This window comes from Streptococcus sp. 5905 (genome assembly GCF_013276505.1).
Taxonomy (GTDB): domain Bacteria; phylum Bacillota; class Bacilli; order Lactobacillales; family Streptococcaceae; genus Streptococcus.
Window position 1 is genome coordinate 1 of record NZ_VMLC01000002.1, and the last position, 17,120, is coordinate 17,120.

The following is a 17,120-nucleotide window of genomic DNA, read 5'->3' on the forward strand; positions in this document are numbered from 1 at the left end:
AATCAGTGCTAGCCAATCAGCAAGCACAAGCTTGAGCAACAGCGTATCTGCATCAATCAGTGCATCTGAATCAGCAAGCAACAACTCAAGTAGTACTTCAGTTTCAACAAGTACTTCAGTAAGCTTGAGCAATAGCGTTTCAAGCAGCTTGAGTACAAGTGCGTCACAACAATCTAACTCATTCAGCTATAGTAAGGGTGAACCAGAAAGCCAGTCTAAGCCAGAGTTTAACCTTCCTAGCTACCTTGAATCTGTAAGTGCAAGTGAGTCAGTTTCACTCAGCAAATCAGTAAGTGTATCATTGAGCGATAGTACTTCTACTTCAATCAGCGCAAGTGAGTCAGTCTCAACAAGCGCAAGCTTGAGTGACAGCATTTCTGCATCAATCAGTGCAAGCAACAACTCAGGTAGTGGTTCAGGTTCAACAAGCACAAGCAATGACTCAGCTAGTCAATCAGCTAGCGCATCAGTATCTGCAAGTCAAAGCACTTCAGCATCTGTATCAGCTAGTCAATCAGCTTCAGCCTCAATCAGCGCAAGCAATAACTCAGGTAGCGGTTCAGGTTCAACAAGCACAAGCAATGACTCAGCTAGTCAATCAGCTAGCGCATCAGTATCTGCAAGTCAAAGCACTTCAGCATCTGTATCAGCTAGCCAATCAGCTTCAGCTTCAATCAGTGCAAGCAACAACTCAGGTAGCGGTTCAGGTTCAACAAGCACAAGCAATGGTTCAGGTGATGCCTCAACTTCAGCAAGTACTTCAGTAAGCTTGAGCAACAGCGTAAGTGCTTCAATCAGCACAAGTGAATCAGTTTCAACAAGCACAAGCTTGAGCGATAGCGCAAGTACCTCAGCTAGCTTGTCTGACAGTGCTTCAATCTCAAGTGCATTGAACCACTCACAAGCTCCTGCCCAACAACCTGCTGGACCAGGACGTTCAAACGGTAGAAAACTTCCAAATACAGGAACTGCAAGTAACCAATTTGCTGGTCTTGGATTAGGAGTAGCTGCCTTGGCAACTGCCTCTCTTCTTGGCAAGAAGAAGAAATCAGCAGCTTCTGAAATGGATTTAGAAGACTAAGTCCCAAAAATCGACTAAAATGAAATTGTTGATATCATTTTAGCGATGAAAACAAGAACCCCGGATAGCTCAAGGCTATCTGGGGTTTTTGGCTCTTTGTCAACTGTGGAGAGTGACATCTAATTAAGCATGAGAGAGAATCAGATTGGTTCTCTTTTTTCTAACATTCAAAGTAACGAGAATTATCACTCTAAATGTTCTAAAGAACTTAATGATGTCTTACTGGTTATTAATCACTATCAAAGAGAATATCCGAATTACAAGACAGCTTTTAAAGCACTTAGGAATAAGAGGTAAAAATATTACACTACTCATTGCATATACCTAACGAAATAGATAAAAATCTAAAATTTGTAGAGAAAATAATATAATTTCGACCTTTTGTGACAGGAATTGCTTGACTAAATAAAACTAAAGCTGTATAATAAGGCAAATATCTAAAACAGGAGGTTCTGGAAATGAAAAAGTCTAAGGCCAAGTATCTGACACTGGCAGGTGTCGTGTTAAGCGCAGGTATCCTATTGAGCGCATGTGGGAACTCAGCAAGTTCATCTAAAACATATAACTATGTCTATTCTAGTGATCCATCTAGTTTGAACTATCTAGCAGAGAACCGTGCAACAACCAATGATATTGTTACCAATTTGGTTGATGGCCTGATGGAAAATGACCAATATGGTAACTATGTTCCATCTTTGGCAGAGGATTGGACCGTTTCCAAGGACGGTTTGACTTATACCTACAAACTTCGTAAAGATGCCAAGTGGTATACATACGAAGGTGAAGAATACGCACCTGTAACTGCTCAAGACTTTGTGACAGGTTTGAAATATGCGGCAGATAAAAAATCTGAAGCCTTGTACTTGGTTCAAGACTCTGTAGCAGGTTTGGATGACTATATCAACGGTAAAACAACAGACTTTTCAACTGTCGGTGTGAAGGCGATTGATGACCAAACAGTTCAGTACACTTTGACACGTCCAGAATCTTATTGGAACTCTAAAACAACTTCAACTATTCTCTTCCCTGTCAATGCGGATTTCTTGAAATCAAAAGGGGATGATTTTGGTAAGGTAGACCCTTCTAGCATTTTGTACAATGGACCTTTCTTGATGAAGTCCTTTGTTTCAAAATCTGTTATCGAATACAAGAAAAATCCGAACTACTGGGATGCTAAAAATGTCTTTGTGGACGATGTGAAATTGACCTACTATGATGGTAGTGACCAAGATGCCCTAGCTCGTAACTTTGTAGAAGGAGTCTACAGCTACGCGCGTCTCTATCCAAATAGCTCAAGCTTTGAAGGAATTAAAGAGAAGAACAAGGATAACATCATCTATAGTATGCAAACCGCAACTTCTTATTACTTGAACTTCAACTTGGACAGAAAATCTTATAACTTCACTTCTAAGTCCTCAGATATCGAAAAGAAATCAACACAAGAAGCAGTTCTGAATAAAAACTTCCGTCAAGCCTTCAACTATGCTTATAACCGTACAGCCTATGGAGCTCAATCTCAAGGGGAAGATGGAGCAACGAAGATTATTCGTAACCTAGTGGTACCTCCTACATTTGTAAGTATCAACGGAAAAGACTTTGGCGATGTTGTCTCAGAAAAGATGGTCAACTATGGTCAAGAATGGCAAGGAATCAACTTTGCAGACGCGCAAGATCCATACTACAATCCTGACAAGGCTAAAGCTAAATTTGCAGAAGCTAAGAAAGAATTGGAAGCTAAGGGTGTGCAATTCCCAATTCACTTGGATGTATCAGTTGACCAATCAGCTAAAAAAGGTGTACTTGAAGCAAGTTCTTTAAAACAATCCATCGAATCTGTTCTAGGAGCTGAGAATGTGGTTATTGATATCCAACAATTATCAACAGATGACTTCGATAATTCTAGCTACCTCGCTCAAACGGCAGCTCAAAAAGACTTTGATATCTATAATGGCGGTTGGAGTGCTGACTACTTGGATCCATCAAGCTATCTAGATATCCTAAATGTCAATAACGGCGGTATGTTGCAAAACCTTGGTCTAGAGCCAGGTGAAGTTAATGACAAGGCTAAGGCAGTTGGACTTGATACCTATACTCAAATGTTGGAAGAGGCCAATAAAGAGCAAGATCCTGCAAAACGTTATGAAAAGTATGCTGAAATTCAAGCTTGGCTCGTTGATAGTGCTCTTGCTATTCCAAACGTTTCCCTTGGTGGAACACCTAGCTTGAGAAAGACAGTTCCATTCTCAGCGCCATTCTCACAAGCAGGAAATAAGGGTGTCGAATCATACAAGTATCTCAAGTTGCAAGATAAGACTGTAACGACTGATGAGTATGAAAAAGCGAAAGAAAAATGGCTGAAAGAAAAAGAAGAATCAAATAAGAAAGCCCAAGAAGAATTGGCAAAACACGTTAAATAACCAGTCTATTCAACAGGAAAAGCGATAGTTTCTCAAGGAACTATCGTTTTTATATAGTTTGAAACTATAACTAGCTCTTGAAAAGAAGAAAATGAGTTAGTGAAAATAAGTGGTACAATAGTTACTATAGATTTGGAGGTATTGTATGAGCAAAGAACTACACATCAACACAATTTTGGCCCAGGCGGGAATCAAGTCAGATAAGGCAACAGGTGCCTTGGTAACGCCGCTTCATTTTTCAACAACTTATCAGCATCCAGAGTTCGGTCAGTCTACTGGATTTGACTATACCCGTACTAAAAACCCAACTCGCAGTAAGGCGGAGGAAGTCTTGGCGGCAATCGAATCAGCAGACTATGCCCTAGCGACGAGCTCAGGTATGGCTGCGATTGTACTGGCTTTTAGTGTTTTTCCAGTAGGAAGTAAAGTCTTGGCTGTGCGAGATCTTTATGGGGGTTCTTTCCGATGGTTCAACCAAGTGGAGCAAGAAGGCCGTTTCCATTTTACCTATGCCAATACGGAAGCAGAGTTGATTGCTGAGCTGGAAAATGATGTGGATGTTCTCTACATCGAAACGCCAACCAATCCTTTGATGTTGGAATTTGATATTGCAAAACTAGCCAAACTAGCTCATGCCAAGGGTGCCAAGGTAGTGGTGGACAATACCTTTTACAGTCCGATTTACCAACGTCCGATTGAAGAAGGTGCGGATATCGTTCTTCATTCTGCCACCAAGTATTTAGCAGGGCACAATGATGTCTTAGCTGGGGTGGTTGTGACTAATAGTTTAGAACTATATGAGCAACTTTTCTACAATTTGAATACGACTGGTGCAGTCTTGTCACCGTTTGATAGTTATCAATTGATTCGTGGTCTTAAAACTCTACCTCTTCGTATGGAACGTTCTACAGCCAATGCCCAAGAAGTGGTTGCCTTTTTGAAGGATTCACCTGCTGTCAAGGAAGTGCTCTATACTGGACGTGGGGGTATGATTTCCTTTAAAGTAGTGGATGAAAAACGTATTCCTCATATTTTAAATAGCTTGAAGGTCTTCTCTTTTGCGGAAAGTTTGGGTGGGGTGGAGAGTCTGATCACCTATCCGACGACTCAAACCCATGCGGATATTCCAGCAGAAGTGCGCCATTCCTATGGCTTAACAGATGACCTCTTGCGCTTGTCAATTGGGATTGAAGATGCTAGAGATTTGATTGCGGACTTGCGCCAAGCTTTGAAAGGATAAGATAGATATGGGAAAATATGATTTTACAAGCCTGCCCAATCGTTTTGGGCACCATACCTATAAATGGAAAGAGGCAGAAGCTGATCGAGAAGTTCTACCAGCCTGGATAGCGGATATGGACTTTGTAGTCTTACCTGAGATTCGACAAGCCGTACAAACCTATGCGGATCAGTTGGTCTATGGTTATACTTATGCAAGCGACGCTTTGATTGAGTCGGTTCAAGAATGGGAAGCCAGCCAACACGGTTATCACTTTGACAAAGATGCCCTCGTCTTTATCGAGGGAGTGGTACCAGCTATTTCAACAGCCATTCAAGCCTTTACAAAAGAGGGAGAGGCTGTTCTGATTAACACACCAGTCTATCCACCTTTTGCTCGCAGTGTCAAACTGAACAATCGCAGATTGATTAGCAATTCTTTGGTAGAAAAGGATGGGCTGTTTGAGATTGACTTTGACCAGTTGGAGAAGGAATTGGTAGAAGAGGATGTGAAGCTTTATATCCTTTGCAATCCCCACAATCCTAGTGGACGTGTTTGGGAAAAGGAAGTGTTAGAAAAGATTGGCCATCTCTGCCAAAAACATGGTGTTTTGTTGGTTTCAGATGAGATCCACCAAGATTTGGCCCTCTTTGGTCACACACACCAGTCATTCAACACCATTGATCCTGCTTTTAAAGACTTTGCCCTTATCTTGAGCAGTGCCACTAAAACCTTTAATATTGCTGGAACCAAGAATTCCTATGCAGTTATTGAAAATCCCAAGCTTCGTCTGGCTTTCCAAAAACGCCAGTTGGCCAATAACCAACATGAAATCTCAGGCTTGGGGTATTTGGCGACAGAAGCTGCCTACCGTTATGGTAAGGACTGGTTAGGAGAACTAAAAGAAGTCATCGAGGACCACATTAACTATGTAGTGGATGTTTTGGGCAACGAAACCAAGATTAAGGTCATGAAACCGCAAGGTACCTACTTAATTTGGCTTGATTTTTCAGCCTATGACCTAACGGATGACCGCTTGCAAGAGCTTTTGAAGAATCAAGCCAAGGTTATCTTGAACCGAGGTTTGGACTTTGGGGAGGAGGGAGCTCTTCATGCCCGCCTCAATGTGGCTATGCCGAAGTCAGTACTAGAAGAGGTTTGTCAACGCATCGTGACCACTTTTGCTACACTTTAAAAATCCAGCCTTCTAGGAGAAAAGTCTTCCTAGAAGGCTATTTTCGTAGGGGAAAATGTGGTATAATGAAAAGATAAGATAAAGGGGTAACTATGGCTAAATTGATTCCAGGAAAGTTGCGCATGGAGGGTGTTACTCTCTATGAGACAGGCAACATTGAGATTATCAAGGAAAAAGGGAATCTCCTCTATACTCGTGTGGTGGGAGAAGACTTGCGCTACAGTTTAGAGGATGATCTGGTTTTTTGTGCTTGCGATTTTTTCCAAAAAAGAGGTTACTGTGTTCACCTCGCGGCGCTCGAGCATTATCTGAAAAATGATGAAGAAGGCCAGGTAATTTTACAAGCCTTAGAAAAAGGATATGAAGAGCAAGAAGAGGTCGAAACCAAGGTTAGTTTTGGTGGTAGTTTTTTGGAGCGTATCCAACTTCAGAAGCGAGATAAAATCTACACTTTGTCGGCTCAAGGTCAGGTAGAAGCTGGAACCAATCGCCTCCTTTGGACTCTCCGAATTGGTTTAATTGATAGTCAAAAATATTATGTCATTCGTGACATCCCTCTCTTTTTGAAGGTCCTAGTCCATCGAAAGCCATATATGATTGGGAAACACTATGAAAACGACTTGTCTTGGGATGCTTTTGATACAGCTAGTCAAGAAGTTCTTACTTTTTTATGTGGCTTGATTGAGGAGGGACTGAGTCAAGACCTCTTTTTCCCCAATCAAGGTCGTCACCTCTTTTTCCCTCTGACCTTTTTTGAGCAGGGAGTGGAGTTGCTGATGAACTTGGAGGATTTTCATTTTGAACATCAGATTACTAGTTATGAAAATCTTCTCTTTCATGATTTAGAACCTGATGCAGAACTTTTCTCTTTTTCTGTGAAGGAGTATCCCGATTATTTTGAGATGGAAATCTCTGAGACTGAGCGAGTCAACGTATTCTATGGAGGAGCGGTTCTCTTTCGTAAGGGGAATCTTTATCTCTTAAACACTAAACAAATCAGCTTACTAAAGGAAATCAAGGAGCTCCCTCAGGAAGAAAGAGGGAGAAAATGCCTCCAGTTTGACAACAGTGATCGTGATCGCCTAGCCGCCTGCCTGCCTTTGTTTGGACAGCTGGGCACAGTTTCTGCTCCTGAGCGCTTGCAAATCAGAGCCTTTTCACCAATCTTTTACTTTGATAGGGAGGATGACGACCGCATCCGCTTGGATATTCAGTTTGACTATGGAGATGTTAAGGTGACTAGTCGTCAACAGCTGGAACAATTACCATTTTCAAGCGATGCCGTCTTGGAAAACCAGCTATTTCAAGTCTGTTTAGGGGCTGGATTTGAGGCTGATTTTCAGTCTTGGAGACAGACTTTGAAGCCAGAGGCAGTTTATTCTTTCTTTCACCATACGATTCCAGCTTTTGAGAAATTGGGTCAGGTTTTCTTGTCTGATGAAATCAATCAGCTCTACAGCGTCCAAGCTCCTCAGGTTCAGATTGAGTCCAAGGGAGGACTGCTGGAAATTCAGTTTGACTTCCAAGGGATTGGTCAAGAAGAGATTGATAAAGCTCTTAAAGCCCTGACCAGTAATCAGGATTTCTATATCAGTTCTTCTGACCAAGTGTACTTTTTTGATGAGGAAACTAAGCAGATTCGTCAAAATTTGCAGGAACTGGGGGTTGAGCTAAAAGATGGTTCTTTTCAAGCGCGAAAATCTCTGGCTTACAGTCTGTCTCAGTTGTTTGAAGGTCGAGACAGGATTTCCTTCTCGGAAGAATTTCAGCATTTAGCTCATGATTTGACCCATCCAGAGGACTTTCCTTTGGGAGATATACGGGTGCAAGCGAGTTTGAGAGACTACCAGGAAAAAGGTGTCCGTTGGCTCCAGATGCTTCATCACTATGGCTTTGGTGGCATCCTAGCCGATGATATGGGACTGGGAAAAACACTGCAAACTATTGCTTTTTTGACCAGTCAGGTGACAGAAGACAGTCGGGTCTTGATTTTAGCGCCGTCAGGTTTGATCTACAACTGGGCAGATGAATTTAGAAAATTTGCCCCACAGTTGGATTTGGCTGTCGTTCATGGTTTGAAAGCGAATCGAGAAGCGATTCTTTCTGAAAATCACCAAATCTATGTGACTAGCTATGCCACCTTTCGTCAAGACAGCGAGCTTTATCAAGAGATGGCTTTTGATTTTCTCTTCTTAGATGAAGCCCAGGTCATGAAAAATGCCCAAACCAAGATTGCTCAGAGTTTGCGCCAGTTTGTGGTGCCAGCAGTTTTTGCTTTGTCAGGTACGCCCATTGAAAATCATTTAGGAGAGTTGTGGTCTATCTTTCAAATTGTGCTTCCGGGGCTCTTGCCAAGTAAAAAGGAGTTTATGAAATTACCAGCTGACCGAGTCGCGCAGTTTATCAAGCCCTTCGTCATGAGGCGTAAGAAAGAAGAAGTCCTGACAGAACTACCTGATCTAATCGAAGTCGTCTATAAAAATGAACTGGAAGACCAGCAGAAGGCCATCTATCTAGCCCAGTTGCAACAGATGCGAGACCGCCTAGCGCAAGTGACAGATCAAGAATTCCAGAGAAGTCGGGTAGAAATCTTATCTGGACTCATGCGTTTGCGTCAAATCTGTGATACGCCAGCCCTCTTCATGGACGATTACCAGGGAGCCAGCGGTAAATTGGATAGTCTCCGAGATTTATTGCTACAAGTGGCTGATGGTGGGCATCGGGTCTTGATTTTCTCCCAGTTCAAAGGAATGTTGGAAAAAATCGAGCAAGAACTCCCAGACTTGGGCTTGAACTCCTTCAAAATCACAGGTTCAACTCCTGCTCATGACAGACAGGAGATGACCAAGGCCTTTAACCAAGGGGAGAGAGATGCCTTTCTCATCTCCCTTAAGGCGGGTGGTGTTGGTCTTAATCTAACGGGAGCTGATACGGTTATTTTGGTTGACCTTTGGTGGAATCCCGCTGTCGAAGCCCAGGCCATCGGACGAGCCCACCGAATGGGGCAGGAGCAGATGGTCGAGGTCTATCGTTTGATTACCAAGGGGACTATTGAAGAAAAAATTCAAGAACTTCAAGAGCAGAAAAAACATTTGGTTTCCCAAGTTTTAGATGGTACGGAGTCGCGTGCGAGTCTCAGTCTGGCAGAAATTCGTGAAATTTTGGGAATTTCTGAAGCCAGCACTTGAAAAATCAAGACAATACGCTATAATGAAGTGTTGAAAGGAAATACAAAATGAAACAAGATCGATTTCCATTGGTGTCAGATGATGAGATCATGCTGACCGAAATGCCAGTCATGGACTTGTACGATGAGTCAGACTTTATTAGCAATATCAAAGGTGATTACCGCGATAAGAACTATTTGGAATGGTCTCCTATCAATGAGGAAGAAACCGTAGTTTCTCCAGTAGTTAGCAAGGAGCCAAAGCCAAGTCCAGAACCTAAAAAAGTTGAAAAAACGTATGCTGAATTGGCTCGAGAAGAGGCGCGTGCGGATTTGAAGAAGAAACGTTCAGCCAAGTATTTGACTCAGGATGTTAGTCATACCAGACGACACAATGGTTCAACACTTGTTCGTCAAGGAAACCAACCAACAGCACCATTTCAAAAGGAAAATCCAGGTGAGTTTGCCAAATTTAGTAAAAACTTGAGCCAGTCTCACTATATCTTAGCTGAGGATGTTGGGCAAGTGGCGACTCCAACTCCGAAAACCCAAACGGGAAAAGCTAAAAAGAACAACTATGATTTTCTAAAGAAGAGTCAAATCTATAATAAAAAGAATAAGCAAACAGAACAGGAACGTCAGGTTGCCCAAGAGTTGAATCTGACAAGAATTACTGAGTAGGGGAGAAAAGCATGTCAAAAACATATCATTTTATTGGAATCAAGGGATCAGGTATGAGTGCCCTAGCCTTGATGTTGCACCAAATGGGGCATAAGGTTCAAGGGTCAGACGTTGAAAAGTACTACTTTACTCAACGTGGACTAGAGCAGGCAGGGATTGCGATTCTTCCTTTTGATGAAAAGAACTTACAAGGTGATGTGGAGATTATCGCGGGGAATGCCTTCCGTCCAGATAACAACGTTGAAATCGCCTATGCAGATCAAAATGGTATTAGCTACAAACGTTACCACGAATTCCTAGGTAGCTTTATGCGCGACTTTGTCAGCATGGGAGTGGCAGGAGCTCATGGAAAAACTTCAACAACAGGTATGTTGTCACATGTCTTGTCTCACATCACAGACACCAGCTTCTTGATTGGTGACGGGACAGGTCGTGGTTCAGCCAATGCCAAATATTTTGTCTTTGAATCTGACGAATATGAGCGTCACTTCATGCCTTACCACCCAGAATACTCTATCATCACCAACATTGACTTTGACCATCCAGACTACTTTACAAGCCTAGAGGATGTTTTCAATGCCTTTAACGACTATGCCAAACAAATTACCAAAGGTTTGTTTGTATACGGTGAGGATGCTGAGTTGCGTAAAATCACAGCCAATGCGCCAATCTATTACTATGGTTTTGAAGCTGAGGGCAATGACTTTGTAGCTAGCGATCTCCTACGTTCTACGACTGGTTCGACCTTTACAGTTCACTTCCGTGGTCAAGAATTAGGACAATTCCACATTCCAACCTTTGGTCGTCACAATATCATGAATGCGACAGCTGTTATCGGATTGCTTTACACAGCAGGATTTGATTTGGACTTGGTGCGTGAACACTTGAAAACTTTTGCAGGTGTTAAGCGTCGTTTCACTGAAAAAATTGTCAATGATACAGTGATTATTGATGACTTTGCCCACCATCCAACAGAAATCATTGCAACCTTGGATGCGGCTCGTCAGAAATACCCAAGCAAGGAAATCGTAGCAATCTTCCAACCTCATACCTTTACTAGAACCATCGCCTTGTTGGACGAATTTGCCCACGCTTTGAATCAGGCAGACGCCGTTTACCTAGCGCAAATCTATGGATCAGCACGTGAGGTAGATCACGGAGATGTCAAGGTAGAAGACCTAGCAAGCAAGATCACTAAGAAAAACCAAGTCATCACAGTTGAAAATGTTTCTCCACTCCTAGACCATGACAATGCTGTCTATGTCTTTATGGGGGCGGGAGACATCCAAACCTATGAATATTCATTTGAACGTCTCTTGTCTAACTTGACAAGCAACGTCCAATAAGAAAAACAGATGGAAATTCCAATCACTATAAGGCAAGCCACCTTATCAGATTTAGAAGAAATGTTGGCGAATGAAGAAGCCAATCCTTCGTTAGAAGAGGCACTTAGCCGCCAATCCTTAGAAGAGAGTATCCGCAAGACTGCGGGTACCTTTCTTGTAGCTGGGGATGAAAATCAGCTCGTGGGCTATATTTTAGGAGAAGCTCAGTCTATTCATCCCAAATGGATAGAAATAAAATCATTGACTATTCATCCGAACCATTGGGGACAGGGGCTGGGAACTCTTCTTCTTGCAGCCTTGAAACAGGTGACTGTCGAGCTAGATTACCAAGGTATTCTTTTGCAAAGTCCTGATGAGTTACTATCATATTTTGAAATGAATGGCTTTGTTGAGGAAGAAGTGACAGGGAGTCATTATGGCAGTGGTTCTGAATGGTATCTGACTTGGGCTAATCCTTTTTATCAGGAGGAAGTATGAAAATCAGACAAGCAAGATTTTCGGATTTAGATCGAATCTTAGAGATAGAGATAGAAAATTTTTCTCTTGAGGAAGCGATTCCTCGATCGGTCTTTGAGGCGCATTTGCGGGAAATTCAGACCAGTTTTCTTGTAGCTGAAAGGGAGGGACGTATCCTTGGGTACATTGAAGGTCCGGTCGTCCCACATCGTCATCTACAAGATCAGTCCTTTACAGAAGAAGTAGAAGACTATAGCCATCGACCTGGAGGTTATATTTCTGTGATCTGTCTCTCCATAGCTAAGGAAGCGCAAGCTTTGGGAGTGGGGAAAAAACTACTGACAGCTCTAAAAGAAGTCGCTTTGGAACACGAAAGAGAAGGCATTAACCTGACTTGTCATGATTATCTTATCTCATATTATGAGAAACATGGTTTTGTTAATGAAGGAATATCCCAGTCAAGCTTTGCTGGGGAAACATGGTATGATATGGTTTGGAAGCCTTGAAAACAAGAAATATAGTTGGAGAAAGGTATCTTTTGTTGCTTTTCTGCGACTTTTAGGATATAATACTATGGATTGCCAACAAGGAGGTAAAGCTTTTGAGCGAGAAATCAAGAGAAGAAACGTTAAGCTTTAAAGAACAGATTTTACGCGATTTAGAGAGAGTCAGAGAGAGAGAAAGAAGAGGGAAAGAAGAGGAAAGTCCTACCACCCCAACTCCATCTTCTCAAGTAACTCCACCCGCTCCTTCTGAACAAGAATCCAATCTTGCCACAGAAGATTTAATGGTAGACTCTCTGTCAACTGTGGATGAAATCCTTAAAAATGCCCCAAGTGTGCCACCACGCCCAAGTTTTGAATCAAGCGAAGTGACAGTACCAGAACCAGAAGAGTCAAAACTAGAAGAGCCCGCACCAGCCAAGATTGATGCTGTAGAGCCTAAAAAGGAAGACAAAGAGTTTAATACTACTCCGACTAAAGTGGCTGTTTCCTATAAAACGGATGTCAAAAAAGAAGAATCAGTCCCTCCTGTTGTGGAGAATGTAGTCCCTGCTCCAGTTGAGAAAGTTGATAACCTAACAGATGCTCCAAGTCGTAGTCGTCGTGAAGGAGTAAAACCAGCTAAGAAAAAGAAGAAATCAAAAGCCAAAGGTTGCTTGCTAACTTTCCTAGTTCTCCTAGTGCTCGTAGGTATTGGTGGATTCTTTGGTTATGGATACGTTCAAGAATCCTTGAAACCAGTTGATGCAAGTTCTAAGGACTATGTGACGGTTCAAATCCCAGACGGTGCAAATGTTCAAGAAATTGGAAGCACTTTGGAAAAATCTGGTTTGGTTAAACATGGACTTATCTTTAGCCTTTATGCTAAATACTATAGCCATGCCAACTTGAAATCAGGTTATTACAACTTGAAGAAGAGTATGAGTACGGATGAGTTGATTCAAGAATTGGAAAAAGGTGGGACACCTGAACCTCAAGAACCATCTCTTGCAAGTCTGACAATTCCAGAAGGCTATACATTGGAGCAAATCGCTCAAACAGTAGGACAACTTCAAGGTGAATTTAAAGAACCTCTTACTGCGGATGCTTTCTTGGCAAAAGCTCAAGATGAGACCTTTATCTCGCAATTAGTAGCTAAGTATCCAAACTTACTTGGAAGTCTACCAACAAAAGATAGTGGGGTTCGTTATCGCCTAGAAGGTTATCTTTTCCCAGCAACTTATACCATCAAAGAAAGCACTACAGTTGAAAGTTTGATTGATGAGATGGTAGCTGCTATGGATAAGGCTATGTCACCATATTACGCTACGATCAAAGAAAAGAATCTGACTGTCAATGAATTGCTCAGTATCGCTTCTCTTGTTGAAAAAGAAGGTGCCAAGACGGAAGACCGCAAGAAGATTGCTGGTGTCTTCTATAACCGCCTAAATCTCGGTATGCCGCTTCAAAGTAATATCGCTATCCTGTATGCCCAAGGCAAGCTTGGTCAAAAGATTAGTCTAGCAGATGACGCTGGAATTGATACAACGATTGATTCACCATACAATGTTTATACACACCTTGGCCTCATGCCTGGACCAGTAGACAGTCCAAGTCTGGATGCCATCGAAGCAAGTGTAAATCAGACAAAGAGTGACTACTTGTACTTTGTAGCCAATGTCGAAGATGGTAAAGTGTACTTTGCAACGTCCAAAGAAGAACATGATCAAAACGTTGCAGAACACATCAATAGCAAACTGACACAATCAAGTAGTTCAAACTAAAATTATGTGGTTTTCCACATAATTTTGTTTTAAAAACAAATTAAGAAAAGAAAGTTGAGAAAAATGGCAGAAAAAACTTACCCAATGACCCTTGAAGAAAAGGAAAAACTAGAAAAAGAATTAGAGGAGTTGAAACTCGTTCGTCGTCCTGAAGTGGTAGAACGTATCAAAATTGCTCGTTCATATGGAGATCTTTCAGAAAACAGCGAGTACGAAGCAGCTAAGGATGAGCAAGCTTTTGTTGAAGGACAAATTTCAAGTCTAGAAACAAAAATCCGCTATGCTGAAATCGTTAATAGCGATGCAGTTGCCCAAGATGAAGTGGCTATCGGTAAGACTGTAACGATCCAAGAAATCGGTGAAGATGACGAAGAGATCTATATCATCGTCGGTTCTGCAGGTGCAGATGCTTTTGCTGGTAAGGTTTCAAATGAGAGCCCAATTGGACAAGCCTTGATCGGCAAGAAGACTGGTGATACAGCGACCATTGAAACACCAGTTGGTAGCTATGATGTCAAAATCTTAAAGGTTGAAAAAACAGCCTAAATAGAATGAAAAAGGAGTAGTAGAGGCTTTGCCTTGCTCAACTCCTTTTTGGTTTTTTGAATAAAATAGGAGACTATATGAGTGAAAATAAGAAAAAAAATAAGATGGATCGTGGATTAACCAATCGTCATGTTCAGGTGATGGCTATTGCGGGAACAATCGGAACAGGTCTTTTCCTAGGTGCTGGTCGTTCTATCAGCCTTACTGGACCTTCTATCATCCTGATTTACATGATTACAGGAGCCTTTATGTTTTTGATGATGAGGGCTGTTGGAGAGATGCTGTATCAGGATCCAGAACAGCATACCTTTATCAACTTTATCACCCGTCATTTGGGGAAAGGCTGGGGTTATTTCTCAGTTTGGTCTTATTGGTTGTCTGTCGTCTTTATCGGTATGGCAGAAATCACCGCGATTTCGCATTATGTTCAGTTTTGGTTTCCTAGCTGGCCTAGTTGGCTGATTCAGATTGTCTTTTTAACGATTTTGGCCTTGGTCAATCTGATTGCGGTTAAGCTCTTTGGAGAAGTCGAGTTTTGGTTTGCTATGGTTAAAATTGTGGCTATTTTAGCTATGATTGCAACGGGAGCCTTTATGGTTTTAACTGGATTTGAGACACCGCATGGTACTGCAAGTTTGGCAAATATCAGCGATCAGTTCTCTCTTTTCCCAAACGGTGTTATGAACTTTGTCATGGCCTTTCAAATGGTATTTTTTGCCTATCTGATGATTGAATTTATCGGAGTGACAACTTCTGAAACGAAGAATCCTCGTCAGGTTTTGCCAAAAGCAGTTAAGGAAATTCCCCTCCGAATTGTCTTCTTCTATGGTGGAGCCCTATTAGCCATTATGTCTATCATTCCCTGGAGAGAACTTGCTTCTTCAGATTCACCATTTGTAACGGTTTTTGAGCTAGCAGGTATCAAGTGGGCGGCAGCTCTGATTAACTTCGTTGTTTTGACGTCGGCAGCATCTGCTCTTAATTCAACCCTCTATTCAACAGGGCGACACCTTTACCAGATTGCCCATGATTCACCCAATCGCTTCTTAAAAGCAATCAAGGCAGATACTCTTTCTCGCCATAATGTTCCACAAAATGCCATTATTGCTTCAGCAATCTTGATTGCTCTGGCTGCCTTTATCAATGTGTTGCCAGGCGTTTCCGATGCTTTTGCTTTGATTACGGCGTCTTCATCAGGTGTTTACATCGCGATTTATATCTTGATCATGGTGGCTCATCTCAAATACCGCAAGTCACAAGACTTCATGGCGGATGGCTACCTCATGCCTCAGTATCGTTTCTTAAATCCTTTAACCATGCTCTTCTTTATCTTTGTCTTTGTAACCCTCTTTTTACAAGAATCTACCTTCATGGGGGCAGTTGGTTCTGCCATCTGGATTCTTGTTTTTGGGATTTATAGTCAGTGGAAATTTAGAAAATAAATCATGAACTCATCAACTCTATTTGGTGAGTTTTTCTAGTTTGACAGTCCATCGAAATAAGACTATAATCAAGCTGTAGTAGTTTATTAGGAGGTTTGGATGCACATTAGATTGGAAAATAAGGAGTTGCATAAAGCGCAGGAAATAGGGGATTTGATTCGTGCTTATAATCGTTCCAAAAGAGAAGAGGCTGAGAGCGAGCCACTGAATCTTTATCTCGAAGACGAAAAGGGCAAACTCATGGCGGGCTTAGTAGCTGAGACTTTCGGAAATTGGCTGGAAATCGAATATTTGTTTGTGAAAGAGGAATTAAGGGGACAAGGAATCGGTTCGAAACTATTGCAGCAAGCAGAAAGTGAAGCTAAGAATCGAAACTGTCGTTTTGCTTTTGTCAATACTTACCAGTTTCAAGCGCCAGATTTTTATAAAAGGCATGGCTACAAGGAGGTCTTTACCTTGCAAGACTATCCCTACACAGGGCAAAGATACTATTACCAAAAAGGTTTGTAAGGTGAAAATGGAGAAATATATATAGAGAGTAATTCTTCACATAACCAAGGAGGTGGGCTAATGGACATCATACTAGATATGGGCAACGTCTTATTAGAATGGAACAAGGATAAGATTTTACAAGGCGTTTCGGAGCTGAAGAAAGATTATCTGATTTTAGATAAGACCATTTTTCAGTCGGGGCTTTGGGAAAGATTAGATCTTGGGACTATGACGAGAGAAGAATTAGTGCTTAAAGTTGTGTCGATGATTGGAAGTATCTATCAAAAGAAGGTCGAGGAAGTTATCTGGAACTGGCCTAGCTACATTGATATTTATAGGGAAGTATTCCCTGTTTTGTCAGAACTAAAGAAAAAGGGGGATCGCATCTTTGTCTTGTCCAATACCTCAAAGGTATTTTATGACTTACTGGAAGAACAACTATCTCCCTTAAAGGATCTTTTGGATGGCTTTGTTTTATCCTGTGATATAAAAGCTATAAAGCCTGATTTGGCAATGTTTAAGGAGATTCTTGACAAATACCAGCTAGATCCCGCAAATTGTGTCTTTCTTGACGATATTGAGGACAATACAATCGCAGCTGAGAAATTGGGCATCAGGGCTTATCAGATCAAGAAAAGAAGTGATGTCGTCGATATTTTGAAATCCTATGTTTAAAGGTAACACTCTCTATTTTTTACGATAGAGAGTTTTTTGTTAATAAAACATTACAAAATGACATTTATATATTGCATTAAGTTAGATATATGGTATAATGTTTTTAAAAGAAGCGCAACTTTTTAAAAATTTGAAGGA

At 41.6% G+C, this 17,120-nt stretch carries 14 protein-coding genes; all 14 read left to right on the forward strand.

The window, feature by feature from the left end:
- The first annotated feature begins 1 nt into the window (after position 1).
- The 14 genes from HT680_RS04760 (at position 2) to HT680_RS04825 (ending at position 16,982) form a co-directional block, all read left to right on the forward strand.
- Positions 2-1,081, forward strand: a complete 1,080-nt coding sequence (locus HT680_RS04760; protein ID WP_345890218.1) for an LPXTG cell wall anchor domain-containing protein — start codon at positions 2-4, stop codon at positions 1,079-1,081.
- A gap of 458 nt (positions 1,082-1,539) precedes the next feature.
- The gene (locus tag HT680_RS04765; protein ID WP_173258657.1) at positions 1,540-3,498 is read left to right on the forward strand and encodes a peptide ABC transporter substrate-binding protein; all 1,959 of its coding nucleotides are present in this window, start codon (positions 1,540-1,542) and stop codon (positions 3,496-3,498) included.
- A 145-nt stretch (positions 3,499-3,643) separates the two neighbouring features.
- Positions 3,644-4,738 (forward strand): cystathionine gamma-synthase, encoded by a 1,095-nt coding sequence (locus HT680_RS04770; RefSeq protein WP_173258659.1) that lies wholly within the window; start codon positions 3,644-3,646, stop codon positions 4,736-4,738.
- A 7-nt stretch (positions 4,739-4,745) separates the two neighbouring features.
- A complete protein-coding gene (locus HT680_RS04775; protein ID WP_173258661.1) occupies positions 4,746-5,912 on the forward strand; it encodes a MalY/PatB family protein in 1,167 nt (388 codons plus the stop codon).
- Positions 5,913-6,004: 92 nt separating this feature from the next.
- Complete coding sequence (locus HT680_RS04780) at positions 6,005-9,100, forward strand: DEAD/DEAH box helicase (protein WP_173258663.1); 3,096 nt, start codon at positions 6,005-6,007, stop codon at positions 9,098-9,100.
- 47 nt (positions 9,101-9,147) lie between these two features.
- Positions 9,148-9,759 (forward strand): cystathionine gamma-synthase, encoded by a 612-nt coding sequence (locus tag HT680_RS04785; protein ID WP_173258665.1) that lies wholly within the window; start codon positions 9,148-9,150, stop codon positions 9,757-9,759.
- Positions 9,760-9,770: 11 nt separating this feature from the next.
- Entirely contained in the window at positions 9,771-11,105 is a 1,335-nt protein-coding gene (gene murC, locus HT680_RS04790; RefSeq protein WP_173258668.1) for a UDP-N-acetylmuramate--L-alanine ligase, read from the forward strand.
- 9 nt (positions 11,106-11,114) lie between these two features.
- Positions 11,115-11,582 carry a GNAT family N-acetyltransferase gene (locus HT680_RS04795; RefSeq protein WP_173258670.1) on the forward strand — a complete coding sequence of 156 codons (468 nt, stop codon included), beginning with the start codon at positions 11,115-11,117 and terminating at the stop codon, positions 11,580-11,582.
- Complete coding sequence (locus tag HT680_RS04800; RefSeq protein ID WP_173258673.1) at positions 11,579-12,067, forward strand: GNAT family N-acetyltransferase; 489 nt, start codon at positions 11,579-11,581, stop codon at positions 12,065-12,067. Before HT680_RS04795 ends, HT680_RS04800 begins: the two co-directional genes overlap by 4 nt.
- Positions 12,068-12,162: 95 nt before the next feature.
- On the forward strand, positions 12,163-13,827 hold the full coding sequence (gene mltG, locus HT680_RS04805) for an endolytic transglycosylase MltG (protein ID WP_173258675.1): 1,665 nt from the start codon (positions 12,163-12,165) through the stop codon (positions 13,825-13,827).
- A gap of 63 nt (positions 13,828-13,890) precedes the next feature.
- On the forward strand, positions 13,891-14,373 hold the full coding sequence (gene greA, locus HT680_RS04810; protein ID WP_173258677.1) for a transcription elongation factor GreA: 483 nt from the start codon (positions 13,891-13,893) through the stop codon (positions 14,371-14,373).
- A 77-nt stretch (positions 14,374-14,450) separates the two neighbouring features.
- Positions 14,451-15,815: an amino acid permease gene (locus HT680_RS04815; protein WP_173258679.1), complete on the forward strand. Its 1,365-nt coding sequence runs from the start codon at positions 14,451-14,453 to the stop codon at positions 15,813-15,815.
- Positions 15,816-15,914: 99 nt separating this feature from the next.
- Positions 15,915-16,325, forward strand: a complete 411-nt coding sequence (locus tag HT680_RS04820; RefSeq protein WP_173258681.1) for a GNAT family N-acetyltransferase — start codon at positions 15,915-15,917, stop codon at positions 16,323-16,325.
- 60 nt (positions 16,326-16,385) lie between these two features.
- A complete protein-coding gene (locus HT680_RS04825; RefSeq protein WP_125415015.1) occupies positions 16,386-16,982 on the forward strand; it encodes an HAD family phosphatase in 597 nt (198 codons plus the stop codon).
- The last annotated feature ends 138 nt before the right edge of the window (positions 16,983-17,120 follow it).